Genomic DNA, 22,167 nt, shown 5'->3' on the forward strand with positions numbered 1-22,167 from the left:
CCTTCCCAAACCCTGCCTGCCGGTCAGGATCAACATTTCTTATATTCCTGTAACAAAACTGGGCTAAAATTAGTTCATGTTACCTGATATCCGCGTGCGTCAACGGGATTATCTGCTTGAGATCTCCCGTTCGCTGACTGAAGAGCTGGACCTGGACAAACTTTTAGGCCAGATCCTGAAATATGCGATTGAAATGATGGCTGGCCATGCCGGTTTTATTGCGTTAACCAATGCCAAAGGCCTCTGGTCATTGGCCGTCTCCAATGGGCTGCCTGAACCGATCCAGCATTTCCTCAATCGCTGGCTGAACAAGATCCCGCCGATGAAGGATTCGGACGAGGTCCTGATCCCGGAGATCAATAACCTGCTCCAGCAGATCAGCATGGGGAATCACACGGCTGTTGGCCTGCCTCTAATTGCCAATAAGGAAGTCATCGGACTGATCTACATCTTCCGGAACTATCGGGGGATGTTCTCAACCAATGACCGCTCCCTGCTTTCCAGCTTCGCCAACCAGGCCGCCATCGCCGTCAGGAATGCGCGACTCTATTCTGAGGTCAGCCGTGAAAAGCAACGCACAGATACCATGCTGGATTCCGCCGCTGACGGCATCCTGATCCTAAACCCTAACCATTCCATCGAGCGATCAAATGCCGCTTTTGCCCGAATGTACGGACTATCTCAAGCGCAGCTTCAGGAAAAGGACCATGGCGAAATCATCCAATGGAAACAGCCCCCTCATGGGATCACCCTGGACAAGGCGGAAGCCGGCGGCTGGCCGCTTTCACCCCAGGCCCATCTTTACGTTGAAGGCGATATCGTTCGTCCCAATGGATTGCAACCCCTGCCGGTCGGGATCACCTATGCCCCCCTGCTCTCAATGGACGGCACCCTGATCAATATCATCGTCACCGTGCGTGATATCACACGCTTCCGCCAGGCGGATGAACTCAAAAGTGAGTTCATATCCATCGTCAGCCATGAACTAAAGACCCCTGTGGCCCTGATCAAAGGTTATGTCAGCACCTTACGCCGCAAAGACGTAGAGTGGGATAGCAAGATCATGGATGACAGCCTTGAGGTGATCGAAGAAGAAGCGGACCGCCTGACCGGCCTGATCGAGAACCTGCTGGAAGCCTCCCGCTTGCAAGCAGGCGGAATGCAGCTGCAGAAAACTGATCTCTCGTTCTACACGATGGCTATCCGGCTGGCCACCCGGTTCCAGACCCAAACGGATAAACATCAGATCATCGTTGATATTCCTGAAAGCTTCCCGGTAGTGATGGTTGATGAGGTACGGATCGAACAAGTCCTCACGAACCTGCTGTCCAATGCGATTAAATACTCCCCCAATGGCGAGATCCATATAAGCGGCCAAAACCATCCCGATCAGGTGATCATCTGCGTCTCGGATGAAGGCCCCGGCATCAACCCCGGTGACCTGCCCTATATCTTCGACCGTTTCTATCGTGCCCCCGACACCAGCCGCAAGACCAAAGGCGCGGGTCTGGGGCTCTACCTGGCCCGGGCGATTATTGAAGCGCACGGCGGCCGCATGTGGGCAGACCCCAAAGCCACAGCCGGCGCACGGATCTGTTTCTCCCTGCCGAAAGATTAGAATTTCTTTCCCTCTCCCCCATTTTATCAGTAAGTAATTAACACGCCCCGGCTGTGGACTGTAGGGTATCTATGAGTATTTTTTCCACCAAAGAAAAATCCATCTGTTCCGGTTTGCGATAACGAATGCAGCCCTTCCCCAAAGAGAGATGACTCAGCTCATCCCGATATTGATCCAGTATTTCATTTTTTAAGATGTAAATTGAGATATAGTTCTTTTGGCTGGCAAAGGCCACTTCAATCTCACCGCCGGGTTTTCGATAGCATGGCATTCCGTAATCCATAGAGGGCTGATAACCATGTAGAACCTGTCTGCATAGCTGATCCAACTGGGCCAAAACTTCCCGTCGGTCAGATGGGATATCCTGCAAATAGGCTTCAATTGTCTTGGCTTGGCTGTTCATCCTGCCTCCTCTACCGATGTTGGTCAATCAAGATCGGGTTGCCATCAGGGTCAAGCAACATGATATTCGCCGGGCCTGTTGACTCCGGTTCGACCTCTGTTGCCAAATTCAGTCCAGCGTCTTTAAGCTCCACTTGCAAGTCACGAATATCGGTGAATGTATCAAGGTCTTTTGCCTGATAATCCCATCCAGGGTTGAAAGTCAGGATATTCTTATCAAACATGCCCTCAAACAAACCAATCGTACACTCCCTATTCCGCAAGATCAGCCATTTTTGATCCGGGTCACCGCCAACCACATCAAACCCAAGCTTCTGGTAGAAATTTCGGGATTTTTCAATATCTTGAACAGCTAAACTAACCGAGAAAACACCTAGCTCCATAATGCCATCCTTTCGCCTTACTAACCCTTAGAAAGGCAGCCCCTTTTCGCCAAAAATGCCTTTCAAAATAGCAATCTCCCCGCAGTGCAGGAGGGTATGGGCAATCATCAAAACCCAAACATCCGCCTTGGGGTCCTGGTCAGTGAACATCCGAACGGTCTCATCCAGTGAATGCTCATCAATCTCTTCAAGCGTCTCCTGCGTAAATTGTTGAACCGCCTCACCATAGGCGGTCAATAAATCAACCGTGAGGGAGGTTTCATAATATGGCGTCCAATCGTCACCAATATCGGGTGCCTGCGCAAGGTCAAATTTCTCAGCCCAGCCTCGTTGCCAAAGTGACGTTTTTGGGGAGAGCATCCCGGTGAAATTATCCTGGGAATTGATCATGTGCAGCCAGATCACGCCAATTGGCGAAGCGGTCCCAGTTGGCAGCCGCATCAGAATCTCATCTGTCACGCTGCCTACGGCAGATTTTTGGAGACTCCACATACTTTCCAACTGCTTCTTCAAATAGCTAATCGAGTCCATATCATCGTTCTCCTTGGATAAGGATTAGGCCATCCTATCTCTGAGTATAATAGACAACAGATCACCAAAACAACACCCAAAGAGAGCGCTACATGATGATGCGACGAAAAAACTGGCGAAGCTATATTAACGCCTCTGAAGAAAAACCCCAGCTTTCCTGGGCGTTAGTCAAACGAGTGCTAACCTACGCGAAGCCATACCGCTGGTTACTCATCGGCAGCCTGGCAACCATTCTGATCTATACCGGGGTTGCGCTGCTTTCCCCCCTTATCCTGCGCTATATCATCGACCATGCCATCCCTGAAAAAAATATTCATAACCTGATCCTGGCGGCGTTGGGGCTGTTGATCCTGCCGATTGTGAGCGGCCTTTTTCAAATCATCACCCGCCGCCTGCTTTCACAAGTCGGCGAAGGCGTGATCTTTGACCTGCGGGTGGGCCTCTATGAACACCTGCAGCGGATGTCCCTGCGGTTTTATACCCACACCCACCTCGGTGAACTGATCAGCCGGATGAATAATGATGTGGTCGGCGCACAGGTCGCCCTCAGCCGCACCCTGGTCACCATGGTGACCAACCTGATTTCTGTTATTGCGACCCTCGTTATGATGTTGACCCTGGAGTGGCACTTAACCCTCCTTGGGATCCTCATTCTGCCAATTTTCATCTTCACTGCCCGCAAGATAGGCAAGCTCTTACGGGATATCGCCCGAAAACAGCTTGAAACAATCGCCAGGATGAACGCCACACTCAATGAAACGCTGAATATCGGCGGCGCTTTACTGGTAAAGCTGTTTGGCCGGCGTGACATTGAAGTGGAACGGTTTGGCCGCCGAGCGAATGAAGTCCGCAGCCTGGGTGTTCAGCGAGCGACCATTGGTGTGATCTTCATGGTCATCATCAGCCTGCTGACCGCTGTGATCTCCTCACTCGTTTATGGCGTCGGGGGTTACCTGGTTATCATCAATGCCTTTACCCTCGGAACGATCATTGCCTTCGGCGATTACCTCTCCCGGCTATTCACCTCCTTCCAGGGCCTGATCAACGCCCCCGTGGAATTTGCCACCTCAATGGTCAGCTTCGAGCGGGTCTTTGAAGTCCTCGACCTGCCAGTGGATATTCAGGACAAGGAAGATCCCATCGCCCTTAAGGATGTTCAAGGTGAAATCCGTTTTGACCATCTATTCTTCAAATATCCGGACAGCGAAACCGGTTTATTACATGATGTGGACCGGCCCTATGCCGTGGAGAAAGTAGGAGGGATTCTCACAGAAGACACAGAGCAAGGCAAAAGCATTTTGAGCCAGTCCGGGAGCCAGGCAAGAGAGCTGGCCCTGGTTGATATCAACTTCACTGCCCTTCCCGGCCAGCTTGTCGCGCTGGTGGGCCCAAGCGGCGCGGGAAAGACCACCCTGACCTATCTGATCCCCCGACTCTATGACCCCACGGATGGTGCAATTCTATTGGACGGGCATAACTTATGCGACTTGAGATTGGATGACATCGCCAAAGCGATCGGCATGGTCACTCAGGAGACCTATCTCTTCCATGACACCATCAAAGCAAACCTGCTCTATGCCAAACCAGATGCCAGCGATGAGGACCTGGTGGCGGCGACCAAAGCAGCCAACATCCACCAATTCATAGCTGAACTGCCGGATGGCTATTATACGGTTGTGGGGGAACGGGGTTATCGCCTGAGCGGCGGTGAAAAACAGCGGCTTGCCCTGGCGCGGGTGCTGCTTAAAGATCCCAGGATTATGATTCTGGATGAAGCGACCAGCAACCTGGATAGCGAATCCGAAGCCCTGATCCAGGAGGCCCTGGGACGGATGTATGCCAACCGCACCAGTATCGTGATCGCCCACCGGCTGAGTACAATCCTCTCTGCGGATATGATTCTGGTAATGGATAAAGGCCGGATTATCGAGCAAGGCACGCATGAGGAACTACTGGGTTTGAACGGTCTCTATGCCCACCTCTATGAAACCCAGTTCAACAAGTGACCTTCGCCTAAATTCATTTATTCTTTTTTGTAATATTCGTAGGGATAACACAGCTCAAAACCCAGTTGCCGGTAGAGCGCTCTAGCCGGCTGGTTGCAGCCTTCCACCTGTAAATAACCGAGTTTTGCGCCGCCCTGCAAGCCCCAACTCGTCAGGGCGGACATCACCACCCGTGCATAGCCCATCCGGCGCACATCGTGATGGGTATAGATGCTGAAGAAGCCCAGCAAGTCACCTTCGAGAACACCCATTCCGCAGGCTACGGGCTGCTCTCCGGCAAACAGCACGATCAGCGTTGTCTGCGGCACAATGCAATGCAGAATTTGTTGTTGCCGCGAAAGAGGCCCGGGCTGGGTGCCGCATATGCTGCCCTTATAGGGAATCCATTCATCAACCGAGAAAGCTTGAACCCACAAATTCTCTGGCACAGGATCTGTAGCAGCCAGTTCACAGGTCAGGACATAGGTCTCATCAAAAGAGTGGTATCCTGCCGCCAGCAGAGATTGCTCCAGCTCCGGCGTGCTGAATGGCGTAGGGACCCGGAAAAGTGGAGGCAGCTCCGCCTGAGCATAAACCGCCTCACAGTATTTGATCTTTTCGGGCAAGGACAGCCTGGAAGGATAAAGGACATTCGCGGAATTGACCCGTTTGGAAGGGCCACCGGTGAAACGTAATAACCAGCCGTCATACACCATCTGGCGCGGTGAAGGCCAAGCATTCAGGGCAACTTCTTCAATTCGAGAAATATGGTCAATTTTCATGATGATCCTTTCTGCTCTCCTCCATTTTATCACCGGCAAAAAAACCAGGATGATATAATCAAATCCGAGCAGCTAACAGGCGAGGAGGTTTCTTTGGATCAACCGGTTCGATTATTGCTTTTTGGTGCGGGCAACCGCGGCGCAGATTCCTATGGGCGGTATGCGATAGCCCACCCCGATGAAGTTAAGTTCATTGCCGTGGCCGAACCCGACCCCATCCGCCGGGAGAAATTCGCCCGCGATCACCAAATCCCCACAGATCTGCAATTCAACACCTGGCAAGAAGCTCTTGAAGCGAATATTCCTGCAGATGCCGTGCTCGATGCCACCCAGGATGAAATGCATCACGATTCAGCTATTGCCGCCCTGCAAGCCGGGTATGACATGCTGCTCGAAAAGCCCATCGCCCCTACCCTGCAAGAAACGCTGGAGATCATCCGCACCGCTGAAAAACTCGGACGCACGCTGGTCATCTGCCATGTGCTGCGCTTCACGGATTTCTTCACCAAGGTCAATGAGATCATCAAATCCGGCCGGTTGGGCAAGGTAGTCAATATCTCGCACTCCGAAAACGTCTCCTATTACCACATGGCCCATAGCTATGTGCGCGGCAACTGGCGGAATACCGAGATCGCCGCACCGATGATCCTGGCTAAGTGCTGCCATGACCTGGACCTGCTCTATTGGTGGATGGACAGCCACCCGGAGAACCTCAGTTCATCCGGCAATCTGCTCTATTACCGTCCGGAGAATGCCCCAGAGGGTGCCCCGGCTCGCTGCACGGACGGCTGTCCGGTAAAAGCCAACTGCCCCTTCTATGCCCCGCGCATCTATCGGGATAACGTCCCGATCAAAATGGCAGTCAGCCGGTCCAAACGGCTTCCACTTAAGGTTATAGGCAATCTCTCACTCCACCACCCCGGACTGACCAAAGCGATCGCTGCCGTGGTCCCCGTCGTCAATGCCCTGGTTAATTACCATGATTGGCCGCGCAACGTGATCACCGATGACCCCGAGAGCAATGCCGCCGTGATGGAGGCGCTGCGCACCGGGCCTTATGGGCGATGTGTGTACCATTGCGATAACGATGTCGTGGATCATCAGGTGGTGAATATCACCTTCAAGAACGCCGTCACTGCCACACTCACAATGCACGGTCACTCCGAAGAAGAGGGACGCACCCTGCGGATTGACGGCTCGCGGGCTACCTTAAAAGGTAAATTCGCCACCAGCGCAGCCTGGCTGGAAGTGCATGAACACGTTTCGGGCGAGGTGGAACGCTACCAATTTGCCTCCGATGTGGACCAGAGTTCCGGTCACGGCGGCGGGGACGCCGGCCTGATGCATCACTTTGTTCAGGTAATGCGCGGCGAAGTCCAGCCGCTGACCAGTGCCCGCGATTCGCTTGAAAGCCATTTGATGGCTTTCGCTGCGGAGGAATCCCGACTTGAGAAAATGACCATCAATATGGCCCAATTCGAACAAAAGCATTAGACATCCTGAGACTTTCAGGATTTGAGGAGACACCATGAAAACCATTGGCATGTTGGGCGGGATGAGTTGGGAATCATCGCTGGAGTATTACCGGATCGTGAATGAAGCCGTGAAGTCACGGCTGGGCGGGTTTCACTCTGCAGAATGCCTGATGTACTCTGTGGATTTTAATGAAATTGAGGTACTTCAGCACCAGGATAAATGGGATAAGTTGACCGAGATGATGATCACCGCCGCCAAACGGATTGAGGCGGGCGGGGCTGAAATGCTGATCATCTGCACCAACACGATGCACAAGATGGCCCCTGAGATGCAGGCCGCCATCCAAATCCCCCTGCTCCATATCGCAGATGCTGCCGGTGAAGCCATTCAGGCACAGGGATTGGATACCGTTGGACTTTTCGGCACAAAATTCACCATGGAAGGCGACTTCTACGGCAAACGCTTGAATGAGCGCTTTGGGTTAAATGTGGTGATCCCGGATGAGGCTGATCGGGAGATCGTTCATAAAACGATCTACGGCGAATTAGTCAAAGGGGTGATCAACCCGGAATCACGCCAGGCTTTCCTGACCATCATTGCTAAACTAAGAGAAAAGGGTGCCCAGGGTGTCGTACTAGGCTGCACAGAGATCCCATTGCTGGTCAAACAAGCGGATGTGGACATCCCTGTGTTTGATACAACCCGAATCCATGCAGAAGCAGCAGTGAACTGGGCTTTGAGTTAACCTGACAGGCCGTCAATCGCTATCGCGAATACAACACTTCCTTCGCCCTGTCGAAGTCTTTACGCTTGACATAAACCATATAGATAAAAATCGGTTGAGTGGCACCTTTATACATGGATATATTCCCCCGAGCATAGGCTCGCGCATCCAGTGCGGTACCCACGGAGCCCCGTGGCCGTCTGGTACGAAATTCATACTTGATCTTATGCTCATCCAGCAAAGCTGTGACCCTTCTGGCTTCTTCACTGGATGTATCTACTAAGATTCGCTTCTTGAACCCCACAAACATTGGTTCTCTCCTCCACGCTCGGATTTATTCTTATTATTATCCAGTATATTAATTTTTCCCGGAATTTGATAATCGTGATACTTCGCCTTTAAGAAGTGAAAGGGTTTCAGGGATAAGGAGTTTACGGAGACTCTGAAATTTCTGATTTGGCAACAAGGAATTAAGATCCTCATTCACCATGCGCTGTGTAATATGCTCCCTGATAAAAACCTGAAGGGAAATAAAATAGTCTTTCGGGCTATAGCCGGTCCGCTCGATAATGACATCCGAATTATACGAATAGCCTTTTATAAAAAAGTGATGGACATCATAAAGGTCGCGCGCGGCAATTGATCCATGTAATTTGAAACGATCGCTTAATGCAACAAGTTTATTAGCAAACATGGTTTCAATCGTTTGGCAATTCACTAAGCGATCAATTTCAGGGAAGAAATGCACTTTATATTGGTCGGCCCTAACAATTAATGAATTTGCAAACACTTTGAGCTTGTTCCGCTTGCCTGGTTCATTGGGATACCTCAATTGGAAAATCAAAGCGGTATCGAAGGCTACCAACAATTCAAAACCTAAACGAACAAAGATTTCCTCAAAGGCCTGTCTGATTAAGCTGGTATCCGTCCCAGTTAACTGGTCAAAATCCAGATCCACTGAGAACCGATCTAAATAACCCAACATCGCAGCGCAAGTTCCACCTTTAAAGGCAAGTGAATTCGCCAGAATTGGCTTATCTACGATTTCGATCAGGAGCCGATTAAGCTGGGATTTGTGGTAAAGATCCTCAGGCCTCAGATAGTTTTCAATCATATCCCACCTTTTCTTGAATTTCCTTCATTCTATCCAAATCTAACAACTCTGGTGAATCAAAATGGTAATTTGGTACATAATAGAGCATATCCGCAGCAGCCCGTTCAAGAGTTGCAAAAAAATGGGTTGATGTTGAATCGATCCCAATCGGATTAAAGAGATAACCTTCCTTCATTTGGCGGTAATGAAAGGTCCATTGGCCTACGGAAACCCTTTTTGAAATATCAGCGATATATGTAAAATCATATATTGATTGAGAAATGACCCCACCCTGGGCCAATATGGTTTCAGTTGAAAGGTAAGTAAAACGGTGAATAACCGCCGGACCTAGATCTAATGGATCGAGTTCATTAACCGGAATCGTAGCATACAACCCTTTATAGACAGGGAATAATATGCCTTTCTTTAAATAACGGGAGATGGTTTGGTACAAAGTCTGACGATTTTCCATTTCCCAAAGAATAGCAAGATCATTCGTATGAAAAATGTGGCGCTTAATTTCGAACAGTTTGTTTATCCTATACATATATGTATAGGATATAACAACTAAACTCCTTTGTCAAGCAGATTACCCACCTCAGCCGCTCTACAATAAAAAATCCCATGTTTATGAAAACATGGGACTTAAATACAAGGTGCCGAGTCACAGAATCGAACTGTGGACACCGCGATTTTCAGTCGCGTGCTCTACCAACTGAGCTAACTCGGCTTATGACGCTTCCTTGCGTGAGCGTGAACATGATTTTAACCGTTCAGTCCATCCTTGTCAAGCAAACCTGGAAATTTAGGGATTAGGAAAAGCAGGCCAGCGTGCATCGGTTGGCAGCGCATACCAATCCACCGGATTGATGTTAAATGTCTCCAAGCCAGGATAGACCAACACATCAATCAGGTTGTGATCGGTGCAATCCACCGATAAGCCACAGGTCACAAAATTGGAATAACCGCCGCCCAGATGATTATCACCCTCAAGCACATATGCCACGACCTGATAGGTCCCGGATGGGATGCTGGTGAGGATAAATTCGGTTTGGTTTAACGCAGTATCGGTATAGAAGAACTCGTCACTATTCACATCAAAAGCCACCACCCGCAGCGGCGGGATGGATTCGCTGGGATAGCCCAGGCTGCCAGTGATCGAACCCAAATCGTTATTCATTGGGTCAGAAAGCCAGCCCTTATCCTGTCCTGCTTCGGCGTACCAATCCGCAGGGTCAATCCCGGCCACCACTTCGCCAGCCTCGACCGAAATAGGTTTCAATCCATGATCGGTGCAATCTGCAGTCAAGCCGCAAGCCACAGCCTTGGAATAACCGGCCCAAAAACCGGGGGCAGCCCCGGCTGAAATAGGATCAATTGGATAAGCTGAAATCACGTACATCCCAGCGGGGACGTCCAGGCTGTAGCTGCCGCCATCCGCAATTTCAACGTAGTAATAAATTGTGGGGTCTGTGATATCAAAAGCGACCACACGCTGAGAAGGCATAGTCTCACCGGGATAGCTCAGTTCACCGGTAATCGTGCCGGCATCCGAGCCTACTTCACTGCCACCGGTAACCTCAGTCGCCGTGTTTTCGGTGGAACAAGCCGAGAGGGCCATCACCATTATCAACACCATTCCGCTGATCAGGAACAGCCGATTTCGTCGATTCTTCATTCATCACTCCATTTCTTCATTGAGCCTGCCGAAGAGATTGTCCGCAGGGTTCATCTTAATTAAATGCAGGAATCCAATTTTACTTCCGATTCGTGAAAAACCAAATCGAAGGTTTAATTATGCCACCATTGATCTGTTTGATGGAGAGATTATTCGGGATTATCCGTCGGCTTGCGCACCAGGAACATCACCAGCGATTCCAACCAAAGCACCACGAGGCCAATATGCATACTCACCAGCGCGGGCATGATGAAACAGTTCTCCCATTCTGCCACATAGACAGGATCATACACATCTATTGACTTATGTCGGATCAGCTCAAAAAACGCCGGATAGGTGCGGTAAATCCAGACTGTGACCAGCACAGCCAACAAATTTACTGCGACCAGGCCAATCAGCATGATCGTGACCTGTTTACGGCTCAACCGGTAAACGAAGATCCCCAGCACGAACAACCCGACCACATAGGTCAGAATCGTGATGAAATGTTCCGCGCGCAGCGGTGAAGGGATGCCGAGGCTGATCCAGTCCCAATACCAAAGATATGCGGCAACCAGAATCAGCGTTCCGCCTAACAATAAGAAGTGCCATTTACGAAGTTTTTGGATGACAGGCATATCTATCCTCTCTAGTCCAGCAGGCTGTTGAAGAGACATGTCTTACTGACTTCATTCTAACACGGCAAAGGATGTTTTGAAAATAGGCAATTCTTAGAGGTAATTGGGGCTATTTAACCAGCTTTGAGATCGTTCGGAAGGCCGGGTTTGTCGAGGTGCGGATCAATTCAAACAGCGCAATTTCCACACTGGAGACCGTCGCACCGGCATCGTGCATCCGACCCAGGGCCAGATCATGGTTTTCAGCCGTGCGGGAGAACGCTGCATCGCTGAGGATATGGACCTCATAACCCGCATCCAGCAGGTCCAACCCGGTCTGCAGCACGCAGACATGTGCCTCAATCCCGCCGAGAATGAACTGCTTGCGGCCGGATTGTTTGAGAGCCAGCATAAACTCTGGTTCACGCACGGCGCTGAAAGCCGCTTTGGAGATGATCGGCGTATCACCCAGGGATTCGCTCAGCTCTGGCAGGGCTGGCCCCAGCTTATCCGGCACCTGTACGGTCGCCAGGATCGGCATTTCCAGTGCCTGTGCGCCTTTGACCAGGCGCATCAGATTGGGAACCACCAATTCAGATCGGTCCACAATTTGTGCCAAACGCCCCTGAAAATCCACCAATACCAACGCCGCATCAACGGGATTTAACATCTTGCCTCCGATAATTTGATTTTCAGGGATTATACCTTTGAGAAGGGCATCTGAAAACAAGCTATTCGGTAGCAGGTAAAACTTCCTCTTTAGGATTTTCCATTTTATCCAGTTGCTGATAGGTCAGGCAGTTGACGGCAAAACGAAACGACTGAACAATCCCCCAAACATAATATAGGCCAAGAAATAACAAGATAACTCGAACTAAGGCACCGAATCCCTCAGTACCCCCAGCTGATAATGGTGCAGTACATACCCCGAGTAAGATAATAACGATTACGCCTAGAACAAGACTTACAGCAAAACCCACTAAATATACAAGTAATTGGGTGAAGAACATTTCTTTTATATACATACTCACCCAGCCAACCATTTTCTTGTAAGCTGTTCTAAAAGGGATTTCTGAGTGATACATCTCAATCGTGACAAAAAAGGTGATAAGAATAATAATAACCGAAAGTAAATCCAATCCAATAATCAGTAAACGATAAAATCGTGTAATTGTGGTTAAATGCCACTGCAGAGCGAGGACTATTCCAGTAATAATTATTGAAATCGAGAAAAGTGAAAACCACACCTTTTGAATATTCTTCTTTGTTTGAGGTTTATAAGGCTCATTCTTCTCAGGATCAGATAAAGGAATGTAGTGAAATTCTTTCTTAAAGACATTGTTCATGACTCTGAAAGCCGACATCAAGGACCTTACACCAATATAAGTAAATAAGGATCTAACACAAAACTTGATCAGTAATACAACGACAAACGCCCAAAAAGAATTAACTTGCGGATTAATTAATAACCCGCGTTGATCAAATAAATATCGGACCGGTGTGCCCAAATTAGATGCGACGGCGCTAAGATATAGAGGATTCCACGCGGGGGTAACGCCACTAATTAGAAATAAGATACCAATGCCATATTTGTGAAATTTTAAATTCTTCCAGGCTTGTTTCCAGGCCCTTTTGATAATTCTCTTATATGGAAATTTCGCAGGTTGAGTGGATTTGGATTGCAAAGGCACTTCTTGAGACATTTTTATCCTCCCTATCGAATTTGATTGGCTAATTATACAGTAATTTTCCCGCCCATTTTCCCGTAGACTCCACAAAGAGACAAATCTCGTCCAGCTTCAGTATATAATGAACCCTATGGATGATAAGAAAACCTCCGGCACCGAAACCAGCGCTTTTGGCACCCCCGGCCATGTGAGCCACGATTCTTCCCGCTTCTACCAGAGTCGAATGTATGCTCAACTGGATCAGGGTAAAAAAGTCCAATACTTCGAGAACCCCATCCCTGAGAATGTGCTCGACCGAATCCACTGCCAATCCAGCGAATCGATGGCGGGTCTGCCGGATGCCTCCGTGCACTTGATGGTTACCTCCCCTCCGTATAACGCCCAAAAGGATTATGATGAAGACTTGAGCCTGGAAGACTACCTCGACCTGCTCTTCCGGGTCTGGCAGGAAACCTACCGGGTGCTGGTGCCGGGCGGAAGGGCCTGCATCAATGTGGCCAATCTGGGCCGCAAACCCTATATCCCCCTGCACAGTTACATCATTGATCAGATGCTGGAAATTGGTTTCCTGATGCGCGGCGAGGTCATCTGGGACAAAGCCGCCAGCGCCAGCCCTTCCACAGCCTGGGGATCCTGGCTATCCGCCAGCAACCCTGTCCTGCGGGATGTGCATGAATATATCCTGGTTTTCTGCAAGGAGAGTTTCAGCCGTCCCAAGGGTGAGCGGGTGAGCACCATCGAAAAAGAGGACTTCCTGGCCTGGACGAAATCAGTCTGGCAGTTCAAGGCCGTCCAGGCACGGACCATCGGCCACCCGGCCCCCTTCCCGATTAAGCTCCCCCACCGGTGCATCCAGCTTTATACATTCAAGGACGATGTTGTTCTGGATCCCTTCGCGGGCAGCGGCACCACCTGTGTGGCCGCCAAACAGGACGGACGCCACTTCGTCGGTTTTGATCTGGTGCCTGAATACTGTCGCTTAGCGGAAAAACGCCTGGCGGAACTCGCCTGATCCTTTACCTATTTTCCCCAAATAAACCATACTTTACCGGACATCCACGGCCTGTGAGAGCTTGTCGATGGCCGCTTCAATGTAATCATCCTGCTCAATGTCCAGTCGAATGGCCCCTGTCGGGCAGACCTCCACACAACGCCCGCAGCCCCGGCATTCCTCCGAGATCACAGCCTTACCATCCACGAGGCTGATCGCGTCAATGAAGCAGATATTATCCTGCATACATTTTCCGCAGCCAATGCAGTCCTCCGTTACAGTGACCACCACGCCCGGCATGCGCTCCACCTTATTACTCAATTTTGGTGCGAGGTTGGGCAGGAACTTGAACAAACAACAGCAGGGGCAACAGTTACAAATCGTCATCAGTCGGGTGGAAGCCTCCACCCCCATCCAGACCGCGTCAATCTTATCCCGGCCGATCAAATGCACCAACCCAGCTTCCCTGGCCCGTTCGAGGTGGGTCAATGCGGTTTCTTTATCCACGATCCGCCCCAGTTTCGGGTTGATATCCAGCACGGCTTCCCCAAGGAAAATGCAGCCAATATCATGGTCATAATCCTGACAGTCCGCAGCTTCGCGGCAGACGCAATGGTTCATTAGGAAGATATGGCTGGCTTCTTCAATGAAATGCGTAACAACTTCTGAGGGGATGACAACATTCTGCTGGTCTTCAATCTGCTGATTAATCACCACCCGATCCTTAGGCAGGTAGAAAAGGGTATCGCCGTTCTTATGGCCATTAAACAAGGCGTGCTCCATGACCGGGCCGATCAACGGCCACTTGGTCATCTCTGCAACTGCAAATCGCATTGAGAAATGTCGTTTTAGAAAATTAATCAACCAAAGCGAGCGACCCATCCAGGCTCCTAAGGGCAATCCCACCAATATTGGGGCAGATAATCACCCATTATATTCCGAATAGTCAACAAAACCGACCACCCGGCGACAATGTCATCACTTTAATTTACGGTGAAGCCCGTGAAAAGTTTCAAAATATAGGGATTATCCTTCGTTCTGCTTACGATAAACTGCTAACCTATCCCTGACCGCCAAGACTGAAATTAACACCAGCAGTGGGCCTGTACCAACGACCAATGGCAGAACCGTCGCCAGGCTGAGGATCAGGATCACCAATGAAATCCCGCAGCTCACCGCGCAAAAGCCCGGAGAGGCCAAAAGGGTCAGCAGGCTGTTTCGCCAGGCCAGGCCCAGCTTTTTGTCCTCCTGAGCGATCAGGTAACCGGGCGTCAACAGCTGGACCTGAGCCCAAAGGATAATTATGATCAATAAAATCACTGCCAGCAGCGGAGACCAGGGCGTATCCCATTGCACATAGAACCACAGACCAATCCCTGCCAGGGCAAAGGCGAGGATATTGACAAAACCCCATAGCAGCCCAACCCAAAAATACCGCTTGACTCCCCCCCACCATCCCGCGATACCGGTCCGGTTGCCATCCGCCAAATCTTCGGCAACCACACTCATGCCCAGAATGGCCGGCCCCGCCAGCAGTCCCGTCAATGAAAGCAATAACGTCGCAATGCTGACCAGAACGCCATTGCTCCAATCATCCCACCAAAGCCGAAATGACTGTCCAAGTGTTTTGAAACCGCTGCGAATGTCTTCAGATGCCATAAAATAGATTATACATTTAAACCCCAAGCCCGACCGTGATACAATGTTGAAAAACTGGTCTGGAGATTACTCTAAACGCAGCTCCCCAAGACCTAGTGCTACCAGCAGACTTATAACAGCGGTCCGTTAACTATAATTCAAGGATAAATCAATGTTTGTCTACCTCAGCAAGCTTCTACCACTCTTCATCTTCCCCCTCGGGTTAGTTACGCTGCTTTTGATCCTGGGATTGGCTTCCAAGCATCGCCAGAAATGGCACAAAGCCTTCCTGATCCTGGCCCTGGTGGTATTACTTATCAGCAGCAACCGTTGGGTGTCCTATGGCCTGGCCCGTTCACTGGAATGGCAGAACCTGCCCGCAGAGACCACCCCGCAGGCAGAAGTGATCGTTTTGTTGGGCGGCGGCACGGAGCCAAACGACTATCCCCGGAAAATGACGGAAGTGAACAGCGCAGGAGACCGGGTGCTGTATGCCGCCAAACTCTATCATGAAGGTGCTGCGCCAGTGATCCTGGTCAGCGGTGGTAACCTGAGTTTCAGCTCCGCCCGCGGAACGACCCCGGCTGAGGAAATGACGGAACTTCTCAACCTGCTGAGCGTACCATCCGAAGCGATCTGGCAGCAGGATCAATCGCAAAATACCTATGAAGATGCTCTCTATTGTGCAGAGCTCCTGCAGGAAAAAGAAATCACCGAGGTCATCCTTGTGACCTCGGCGATGCATATGCCCAGAGCAAAAGCCCTATTTGAAAATCAGGGTATTGACGTGATCCCCGCCCCGGCAGATTTCACCGTCACCGAACAAAACTGGCAGAGCGTCTTTCAGCCCAGCCTGGGTGAATTTTCCATCACATTATTACCTAATGCCAGTGCATTGGATTTGACCACCACGGTCATCAAAGAGTATATCGGCCTATTGGTTTATCACCTGCGCGGTTGGCTCTAGCCAACCATATAGGCCAGGCTGATCGTTCCAGGACCGGTGTGTGAACCGATCACCGGGCTGACAAAGGTCAGCACAGTCTCAACCGGGTGGAAGCGCTCAATCGCCATCTCTAGCAAAGTGTTCACATCCTCATCGGCGGCGGCATGGAACGCGCCGATCCGCACGGGTTCCCGGCCAGCGACATCCGCTTCTATCAGGTCCAGCATGCGGCTCATAGCCTTCTTGCGTGAGATCACCGATTCGACCAATTCAATCTTGCCATCGCGGATTTCCATCAGAGGTTTGACATTCAACACGGAACCTACCAGGCGTTTGGCGGTGTTGATCCGCCCGCCCTTATGGAGATATTTCAAATTATCCACTGTGAAATAAACGCCGATCCGGGGGTAAACATCCTGCGCCAGGGCCACACATTCTTCCAGACTGGCGCCAGCTTTGGCTGCCCGTCCCACGGTCATCACCATGAAACCCAGCGCCATGGAGACCAATTTGGTATCCACAACCTCAACTGGCTGTCCTTCAAATTCCTTCTTGGCCTGGAATGCGGATTCAACGGTGCCGGAGATCCCACTGGAAATCGGCAGTACCAAAACGGCATAGTCCTGATCCAGCAGCGATTGGAAAACCTTGACAAACTCACCGACCGTGGTCTGGCTGGTTGTGGGAATGGTTTCGGAATGAGCTAAACGTTCATAAAATTCCTCGGCTCGGATATCGATGCCATCTCGGTAACTCTCACCATCCCAATGTAAGGTCAATGGGACAATGGTAAGACCGAGTTCGTTAACGATCTCCTGCGGGAGGTATGCTGTACTATCAGTTACTATCACAACTTTCTTCATAATTTCTCCTGGATAACAATAAGAAATTTTGCTGTTATTAGTATACATGAAAGTAATATTAAGAGGATGAATGAAATAAGGGGGTATTTACAATTGTATTCTCATCCACGAATCAAACCAAGCCATTACCCATAATATTCTGCATACCAGACCACTGCACGTAAACTAGCAAATCGAGCTGTTATTATACCTAGCAGGCTATCCTTCTATTTTGCCTTCTCCCGTTGGGGGAAGGTGCCACGAAGTGCCGGATGAGGGCGTTTCATAAATTCCACCTCATCAGCCTGCTGCGCAGCCAGCTTCCCCTCAAGGGGAAGCCAAAATAAAAGGGTTTTTTCCTGCTTCTACATAGACATTCCTAGTTTCAGGCTTTTTTTGAATGGAGATATAATACTTTTAGGTAACACGGTGGGGAAAAAGCCGATTATCCAAGATTTAAACCCATTATCGGTTTCGATAGTTTTTGACAGTTCCAAACCACTACGCTAGATGCTTGATGACATGATCCCTACCATCTAACCTTGGATCAGACAATCTGGCCTGACAATCATGGACAAGGAGTAAGTCATGAAATATAAATATCGAAATCTTTTTTGGGTGCTGGCCCTGGTGGCGGCATTCAGCTTTGACCAACTGTTCTGGAAACAACCCGGGGGCATCAATTTCTTCATCTTCGTGATCATCACCCTGCTCTGCGGGTTGATACCCTTTTGGCTGGAGAGAATCTCCATCCCCTGGACGTCTTACATCTTGCTGACGCCAATTTTTTATTTTACGTTGATGCTTGCCTTCCGTGCTGAACCCTTCACCAACGCAACCAACGGTCTGGTCACCCTGGGTTCCGTGGTCCTGTTCGCCATGACTCTGCGTAAAGGCACCTGGGTAAAGTTCAACCTCAAGGACTATCTTGTCAACACTTTCAAATTCAATGTAATGCTATTCGCTGGTTCAATCTTGTTCTTCTCTAAAACCAAACCTGAAAACAACGAATCGCCAAAAGAAATCTCTGCCGAATCTGGTGAAGAGGCAGAATCCGATAAAAAACTGAAGAAACCCAACAAATACGCGCCTTATATCCGCGGCGTCCTTCTGGCACTGCCAATCATCATCATATTCACCTGCCTGTTGGCTTCAGCCGACCCGGTTTTCAATTCCCACGTCCAGGCGATCAAGGATCTGTTTAAAATTGAAAATCTCGGCGAAACCGTCTTTCGCATGACCTATATCATCGTAATCGCCTATATCATCCTGAGCGCTTTGTATTACAGCCTGGTTGAGAGCGAAAAATTGGAAGCCAGTCCGGCTGAAAAGCCGATGGAAAAACGATTCCTCGGTATGATCGAATCGGGCATTATCCTTGGAGCCGTCAACCTGCTCTTCCTCAGCTTTGTGATCCTTCAATTCACCTATCTCTTTGGTGGCACGGACAATATCAACGTGGAAGGGTTCACCTATTCAGAATATGCTGTGCGCGGCTTCTTTGAATTGGTGGCGGTGGCTGTTATCAGCCTGGTATTGTTCTACATACTGAGCCAGGAGACAAACCGTGAGGGTAAAACCCAGAAATGGCTTTTCTCCGGGTTAGGATTGTTGTTGATCGCGCAGGTGGGTGTCATGCTGGTCTCCGCCCACACCCGGCTGTCACTCTATGAAAGTGTCTATAGCTTCACCCGCCTCCGGACCATCACCCACCTGTTCATCTTCTGGCTGGGGGTCCTGCTTGTGGTGGCTGCCGTTCTGGAGCTGACCCGCAAGATGTACCGGCTGCCTTTGGCCGTGATCTTGTTCATCTTTGGTTTTGGTGTCACAGTCAATGTCGTCAATCTGGATCGCTTTATTGTGGAGCAGAATATCAATCAAGCCCTGAACGATGATGGAGAAAGCGACTATACTGGGCTGGATGTCGGCTATCTCTATTCCCTCTCTTATGACTCCATTCCACCTTTGGTCGAATTTTACGATCAAGGTAATCTACCAACAGATTTACATGAAAAAATCGGTGGGATATTGGCTTGCCGGTCCGTCACCGATGAACTTCCACAATCCACTGCCTGGTATGCCTGGCAGGCCTCCCGCGGAACAGCGCTCAACCTACTGGAATCACATTCAGAAGAATTAGAAACAACTTTCCTGGATTACGATACGCATGGTTGGAACGTGACCGTTAACGGCCAACAGTCTCTGTGTATTTACTATGGATATTGGGAAAACGATTAATGGTTTCTGTGCCTCAGGCAGCAAAACGATAACCGCGCGAGCGCACAGTCAGGATGTGTCGCGGGTTAGCAGTATCTTCCTCAATCTTCTGCCGTAGACGACGGACGTTCACCCGGACAATTGGGCGGGCGTCCATCTCGTCCATCTCATAACCCTGCACAGCTCGGATCAACTCCGAAGCGCTGACCACCCGGTCACCGTTGGAGACGAGATAATCCAGCATGTCAAATTCTGTAGGACTCAGCGAGATCGGCTCACCATTCTGCACCACCATCCGCTTGCGCCGATCCACGATGATATTGGGGGTCTCTATGATCTGGTCATGCCCCATTCGATCTTCGGCTTCGGGTTCCAATGCCGCACGCAGCTGATTGAGCATCATTTCAATCTGGTTGATCACCTGCAGCCGCTCCGAAGCTTCCTTACGTTCTTTCATGCAGCGGTTAACGCGAGTCACCACTTCGGTGATATTGACAGGTTTTACCAAATAATCATAAGCGCCCATTTTCAGCGCGTTAATTGAAGCTTCAAGATGAGCGTAGGACGTCACAAGGATCACGTCGGTTGATGGTGAATTTTCCTTGATCCATTCCAACATGTCCAGCCCCCGAACATGTCCATTGGATTTCAGGTTCACCAGAGCGAGGCCAATTTCCTGCTCCGAAAGTAGTTTTTCTGCCTCATCCGCGGATATCGCCTGAGCAATCGGATAGCCCTGTTTCTCCAGCGCGTCCGTCCAGGCACTCTGAAAAGCGTTTTCATCATCAACGATCATTACCGATTCAACGTACTCCATAAGTTCCTCCCAGTAAGATTGTCAATAAACCTTACTTATTTCTTTTCTTCGCAATCAGCTAATTTTTTCTCCAGTAAAGGCTGACCGCTTGTGGAACTGTAACCGCAACCATACGTACAAGCCCAAAAATTAATATGGAATGTTCACGTTTCCGTTATCTTCGTTATTTCATAACAACAATATGCAATCCATATCAATTACATTATTATTCTAATGAGTTTAAAAACGGACTACCTTAATCTGAGATTACAAACGGCTTAGAGAGCACTAAATGTTTGAGTTTCTGAAAATTAAGCCACGATGAATCTGTTTCAGTGATTTTGTTTTCGAGTAACAAAAAAACCGGAAAAATTAAGAAAAAGACCATCCCCAGGAGGATGGTCCACTTCACTTTATTTTCGGTCTGCTAAGTTCAGGCAGGTGGAAAGACCTGCGGCATGGCATCCGGGGCATATTTCTCCACAATCTCAGATGAAATCCCGTTCAGCCGGCAAATTTCCGCAAAAAGGTCCACACTGGGACGGCGAATCCGCTTTTGAGTTGCTTCATCCAGCCCCCAAAGACCAAAATGTTGGGTCCAGCCGCGCTCCCACTCAAAGTTATCCACCAGTGTCCAATGGAAATAACCCCGAACCGGCGCGTTATCATTGATGACCCGCCAGAGCGAGTGTAAATGTTCGACAAGGTAACGTGGACGTAGTTCATCGGCGGAATCATCCACCCCATTTTCAGTAATGTAGATTGGCTTGCCAAACTGCATCCCCCACCGGACACAAGCCTCCATGCCCTCCGGCTGGTGAGCGATGAAACCGGTCTCGCTCAACAAGGCGTCTTTCGGAAAACTGCGTTCAACAAACATCTGATCCTTTGCTTTCAGGCTTAACCGGACCAGGTCATTGGCGTAGTAATTCAATCCGATAAAATCCTGGGTGCCAACGGCCTCTGGGATGCTTTCCTTCTTGATCACCGCGTTGAAGTTGCCATCCACCAGTGTTTGCGGGAAGAGATTATTAAAGAACTGGTTGAATAGTTTTGCCAGCCAGCGATCGGCGGGGAACCAGGTCGCCGGTTTGAATTGGCGGTAATGATAGGATGAGCCAACCTGTGCATCCGGTTGGATCTCGTGGATCACGCGGTAGGCGCGGGCATGCGCTATGACCATATGCTTCAGCACCTGATAAGCCGCTTTGATATCCTTCTTGCCTGGTGGGAACAAACCCACAAGATAGGCGCTAAGGGCAAACACTTCGGGCTCGTTAATCGTCACCCAGAGGTTGCAATAGGGCGAAAGGGCTTCCACTGCCTTTTCCGTGAATTTAATAAAGTGGTCGATGATGTCAGGATTCTCCCAACCCCCCATTTCGGCCACCCAGAGCGGCTCGCTGAAGTGGTGCAGGGTGACCATCGGAACCATCCCCCGGTTTTTCAGCCCAGTCAGCATCTCCCGGTAATAATCCAGAGCCGTCTCATCCCAGCGATCTGGTGCGGGTTGAATGCGGCTCCAGGCAATGGATAGGCGATGAGCATTCTGAAAAGTGGTTTGCGCCCGGTCAAAATCCTCCCGCCAGCGGCCTCCCCACCAGTCACATTCCAGGCCGGACCGCTGACCTTCCATAATTCGACCTTCTTCCTGCTCCCAGGCCGACCAGGTGTTATTGGGATTGCGGCCCTCCACCTGCGCAGCAGCGGTTGCTGCTCCCCAGAGGAAACCTTCTGGAAAATAATAAGTGCCTTCAGGCATAATGAACTTCACTCCTGAT

At 50.0% G+C, this 22,167-nt stretch carries 22 protein-coding genes and 1 tRNA gene; 7 read left to right on the top strand and 16 right to left on the bottom strand.

Going from position 1 to position 22,167, the window contains the following annotated elements:
- Positions 1-76: 76 nt before the first annotated feature.
- Positions 77-1,618 (top strand): PAS domain-containing protein, encoded by a 1,542-nt coding sequence (locus JR338_06710; GenBank protein ID QRN82136.1) that lies wholly within the window; start codon positions 77-79, stop codon positions 1,616-1,618.
- A 37-nt stretch (positions 1,619-1,655) separates the two neighbouring features.
- On the opposite strand, the gene JR338_06715 is transcribed toward JR338_06710, so the two are convergent.
- Genes JR338_06715 through JR338_06725 form a run of 3 tightly spaced genes read right to left on the bottom strand, consistent with a single transcriptional unit; the run spans position 1,656 to position 2,934 of the window.
- Positions 1,656-2,021, bottom strand: coding sequence for a DUF1801 domain-containing protein (locus tag JR338_06715; GenBank protein QRN82137.1), 366 nt, complete (start codon positions 2,019-2,021; stop codon positions 1,656-1,658).
- 10 nt (positions 2,022-2,031) lie between these two features.
- Positions 2,032-2,403, bottom strand: a complete 372-nt coding sequence (locus JR338_06720) for a VOC family protein (protein QRN82138.1) — start codon at positions 2,401-2,403, stop codon at positions 2,032-2,034.
- Between the two features lie 27 nt (positions 2,404-2,430).
- Positions 2,431-2,934, bottom strand: coding sequence for a DinB family protein (locus JR338_06725; protein ID QRN82139.1), 504 nt, complete (start codon positions 2,932-2,934; stop codon positions 2,431-2,433).
- A 95-nt stretch (positions 2,935-3,029) separates the two neighbouring features.
- Between JR338_06725 and JR338_06730 the strand changes: the two genes are divergently transcribed.
- Positions 3,030-4,940: an ABC transporter ATP-binding protein gene (locus tag JR338_06730; protein ID QRN84377.1), complete on the top strand. Its 1,911-nt coding sequence runs from the start codon at positions 3,030-3,032 to the stop codon at positions 4,938-4,940.
- A gap of 17 nt (positions 4,941-4,957) precedes the next feature.
- Here JR338_06730 and JR338_06735 read toward each other — a convergent pair whose 3' ends face one another.
- Complete coding sequence (locus JR338_06735) at positions 4,958-5,701, bottom strand: GNAT family N-acetyltransferase (GenBank protein ID QRN82140.1); 744 nt, start codon at positions 5,699-5,701, stop codon at positions 4,958-4,960.
- Between the two features lie 93 nt (positions 5,702-5,794).
- On the opposite strand from JR338_06735, the gene JR338_06740 reads away from it, so the two are divergent.
- Both JR338_06740 and JR338_06745 read left to right on the top strand, forming a co-directional pair.
- Complete coding sequence (locus tag JR338_06740; GenBank protein QRN82141.1) at positions 5,795-7,195, top strand: Gfo/Idh/MocA family oxidoreductase; 1,401 nt, start codon at positions 5,795-5,797, stop codon at positions 7,193-7,195.
- 34 nt (positions 7,196-7,229) lie between these two features.
- Complete coding sequence (locus JR338_06745) at positions 7,230-7,922, top strand: aspartate/glutamate racemase family protein (protein QRN82142.1); 693 nt, start codon at positions 7,230-7,232, stop codon at positions 7,920-7,922.
- A gap of 337 nt (positions 7,923-8,259) precedes the next feature.
- On the opposite strand, the gene JR338_06750 is transcribed toward JR338_06745, so the two are convergent.
- The 7 genes from JR338_06750 to JR338_06780 form a co-directional block, all read right to left on the bottom strand.
- Positions 8,260-9,015 (bottom strand): nucleotidyl transferase AbiEii/AbiGii toxin family protein, encoded by a 756-nt coding sequence (locus tag JR338_06750; GenBank protein ID QRN82143.1) that lies wholly within the window; start codon positions 9,013-9,015, stop codon positions 8,260-8,262.
- Complete coding sequence (locus JR338_06755) at positions 9,008-9,466, bottom strand: hypothetical protein (protein QRN82144.1); 459 nt, start codon at positions 9,464-9,466, stop codon at positions 9,008-9,010. The genes JR338_06750 and JR338_06755 overlap by 8 nt, the downstream gene beginning before the upstream one ends.
- 185 nt (positions 9,467-9,651) lie before the next feature.
- Positions 9,652-9,724 (bottom strand) — tRNA-Phe (locus tag JR338_06760).
- Positions 9,725-9,799: 75 nt separating this feature from the next.
- Positions 9,800-10,672, bottom strand: a complete 873-nt coding sequence (locus JR338_06765) for a hypothetical protein (GenBank protein QRN82145.1) — start codon at positions 10,670-10,672, stop codon at positions 9,800-9,802.
- Positions 10,673-10,821: 149 nt separating this feature from the next.
- Positions 10,822-11,289 carry a hypothetical protein gene (locus JR338_06770; protein ID QRN82146.1) on the bottom strand — a complete coding sequence of 156 codons (468 nt, stop codon included), beginning with the start codon at positions 11,287-11,289 and terminating at the stop codon, positions 10,822-10,824.
- Positions 11,290-11,398: 109 nt separating this feature from the next.
- Positions 11,399-11,938, bottom strand: a complete 540-nt coding sequence (locus JR338_06775; protein ID QRN82147.1) for an isochorismatase family protein — start codon at positions 11,936-11,938, stop codon at positions 11,399-11,401.
- A 61-nt stretch (positions 11,939-11,999) separates the two neighbouring features.
- Positions 12,000-12,971: a hypothetical protein gene (locus JR338_06780; protein ID QRN82148.1), complete on the bottom strand. Its 972-nt coding sequence runs from the start codon at positions 12,969-12,971 to the stop codon at positions 12,000-12,002.
- A 115-nt stretch (positions 12,972-13,086) separates the two neighbouring features.
- On the opposite strand from JR338_06780, the gene JR338_06785 reads away from it, so the two are divergent.
- Positions 13,087-13,968 (top strand): site-specific DNA-methyltransferase, encoded by an 882-nt coding sequence (locus JR338_06785; GenBank protein QRN82149.1) that lies wholly within the window; start codon positions 13,087-13,089, stop codon positions 13,966-13,968.
- A 33-nt stretch (positions 13,969-14,001) separates the two neighbouring features.
- On the opposite strand, the gene JR338_06790 is transcribed toward JR338_06785, so the two are convergent.
- Both JR338_06790 and JR338_06795 read right to left on the bottom strand, forming a co-directional pair.
- Positions 14,002-14,829 carry a 4Fe-4S binding protein gene (locus JR338_06790; GenBank protein ID QRN82150.1) on the bottom strand — a complete coding sequence of 276 codons (828 nt, stop codon included), beginning with the start codon at positions 14,827-14,829 and terminating at the stop codon, positions 14,002-14,004.
- Between the two features lie 144 nt (positions 14,830-14,973).
- Positions 14,974-15,606 carry a hypothetical protein gene (locus JR338_06795; GenBank protein QRN82151.1) on the bottom strand — a complete coding sequence of 211 codons (633 nt, stop codon included), beginning with the start codon at positions 15,604-15,606 and terminating at the stop codon, positions 14,974-14,976.
- 151 nt (positions 15,607-15,757) lie between these two features.
- Between JR338_06795 and JR338_06800 the strand changes: the two genes are divergently transcribed.
- On the top strand, positions 15,758-16,552 hold the full coding sequence (locus tag JR338_06800) for a YdcF family protein (GenBank protein ID QRN82152.1): 795 nt from the start codon (positions 15,758-15,760) through the stop codon (positions 16,550-16,552).
- Here the strand turns inward: JR338_06800 and JR338_06805 are convergent.
- Positions 16,549-17,394, bottom strand: a complete 846-nt coding sequence (locus tag JR338_06805) for a DegV family protein (protein ID QRN82153.1) — start codon at positions 17,392-17,394, stop codon at positions 16,549-16,551. The genes JR338_06800 and JR338_06805 overlap by 4 nt on opposite strands.
- A 567-nt stretch (positions 17,395-17,961) precedes the next feature.
- Between JR338_06805 and JR338_06810 the strand changes: the two genes are divergently transcribed.
- The gene (locus tag JR338_06810) at positions 17,962-19,611 is read left to right on the top strand and encodes a DUF4173 domain-containing protein (protein ID QRN82154.1); all 1,650 of its coding nucleotides are present in this window, start codon (positions 17,962-17,964) and stop codon (positions 19,609-19,611) included.
- 13 nt (positions 19,612-19,624) lie between these two features.
- Here the strand turns inward: JR338_06810 and JR338_06815 are convergent, their stop codons facing one another.
- Positions 19,625-20,407 carry a response regulator transcription factor gene (locus JR338_06815; GenBank protein ID QRN82155.1) on the bottom strand — a complete coding sequence of 261 codons (783 nt, stop codon included), beginning with the start codon at positions 20,405-20,407 and terminating at the stop codon, positions 19,625-19,627.
- Between the two features lie 412 nt (positions 20,408-20,819).
- A complete protein-coding gene (locus JR338_06820; protein ID QRN82156.1) occupies positions 20,820-22,148 on the bottom strand; it encodes a glycoside hydrolase family 1 protein in 1,329 nt (442 codons plus the stop codon).
- Positions 22,149-22,167: the final 19 nt, after the last annotated feature.

The organism is Chloroflexota bacterium, from assembly GCA_016887485.1.
In the GTDB taxonomy this organism is placed as follows: Bacteria; Chloroflexota; Anaerolineae; order Anaerolineales; family Anaerolineaceae; genus Brevifilum.

What these genes read in the sequence shown, in the direction of transcription:
- JR338_06710 (QRN82136.1), top strand. Translation starts at nt 77, where the DNA reads ATGTTACCTGATATCCGCGTGCGTCAACGGGATTATCTGCTTGAGATC.
- JR338_06715 (QRN82137.1), bottom strand. Translation starts at nt 2,021, where the DNA reads ATGAACAGCCAAGCCAAGACAATTGAAGCCTATTTGCAGGATATCCCA.
- JR338_06720 (QRN82138.1), bottom strand. Translation starts at nt 2,403, where the DNA reads ATGGAGCTAGGTGTTTTCTCGGTTAGTTTAGCTGTTCAAGATATTGAA.
- JR338_06725 (QRN82139.1), bottom strand. Translation starts at nt 2,934, where the DNA reads ATGGACTCGATTAGCTATTTGAAGAAGCAGTTGGAAAGTATGTGGAGT.
- JR338_06730 (QRN84377.1), top strand. Translation starts at nt 3,030, where the DNA reads ATGATGCGACGAAAAAACTGGCGAAGCTATATTAACGCCTCTGAAGAA.
- JR338_06735 (QRN82140.1), bottom strand. Translation starts at nt 5,701, where the DNA reads ATGAAAATTGACCATATTTCTCGAATTGAAGAAGTTGCCCTGAATGCT.
- JR338_06745 (QRN82142.1), top strand. Translation starts at nt 7,230, where the DNA reads ATGAAAACCATTGGCATGTTGGGCGGGATGAGTTGGGAATCATCGCTG.
- JR338_06750 (QRN82143.1), bottom strand. Translation starts at nt 9,015, where the DNA reads ATGATTGAAAACTATCTGAGGCCTGAGGATCTTTACCACAAATCCCAG.
- JR338_06755 (QRN82144.1), bottom strand. Translation starts at nt 9,466, where the DNA reads ATGGAAAATCGTCAGACTTTGTACCAAACCATCTCCCGTTATTTAAAG.
- JR338_06765 (QRN82145.1), bottom strand. Translation starts at nt 10,672, where the DNA reads ATGAAGAATCGACGAAATCGGCTGTTCCTGATCAGCGGAATGGTGTTG.
- JR338_06770 (QRN82146.1), bottom strand. Translation starts at nt 11,289, where the DNA reads ATGCCTGTCATCCAAAAACTTCGTAAATGGCACTTCTTATTGTTAGGC.
- JR338_06775 (QRN82147.1), bottom strand. Translation starts at nt 11,938, where the DNA reads ATGTTAAATCCCGTTGATGCGGCGTTGGTATTGGTGGATTTTCAGGGG.
- JR338_06780 (QRN82148.1), bottom strand. Translation starts at nt 12,971, where the DNA reads ATGTCTCAAGAAGTGCCTTTGCAATCCAAATCCACTCAACCTGCGAAA.
- JR338_06785 (QRN82149.1), top strand. Translation starts at nt 13,087, where the DNA reads ATGGATGATAAGAAAACCTCCGGCACCGAAACCAGCGCTTTTGGCACC.
- JR338_06790 (QRN82150.1), bottom strand. Translation starts at nt 14,829, where the DNA reads ATGGGTCGCTCGCTTTGGTTGATTAATTTTCTAAAACGACATTTCTCA.
- JR338_06795 (QRN82151.1), bottom strand. Translation starts at nt 15,606, where the DNA reads ATGGCATCTGAAGACATTCGCAGCGGTTTCAAAACACTTGGACAGTCA.
- JR338_06800 (QRN82152.1), top strand. Translation starts at nt 15,758, where the DNA reads ATGTTTGTCTACCTCAGCAAGCTTCTACCACTCTTCATCTTCCCCCTC.
- JR338_06805 (QRN82153.1), bottom strand. Translation starts at nt 17,394, where the DNA reads ATGAAGAAAGTTGTGATAGTAACTGATAGTACAGCATACCTCCCGCAG.
- JR338_06810 (QRN82154.1), top strand. Translation starts at nt 17,962, where the DNA reads ATGAAATATAAATATCGAAATCTTTTTTGGGTGCTGGCCCTGGTGGCG.
- JR338_06815 (QRN82155.1), bottom strand. Translation starts at nt 20,407, where the DNA reads ATGGAGTACGTTGAATCGGTAATGATCGTTGATGATGAAAACGCTTTT.
- JR338_06820 (QRN82156.1), bottom strand. Translation starts at nt 22,148, where the DNA reads ATGCCTGAAGGCACTTATTATTTTCCAGAAGGTTTCCTCTGGGGAGCA.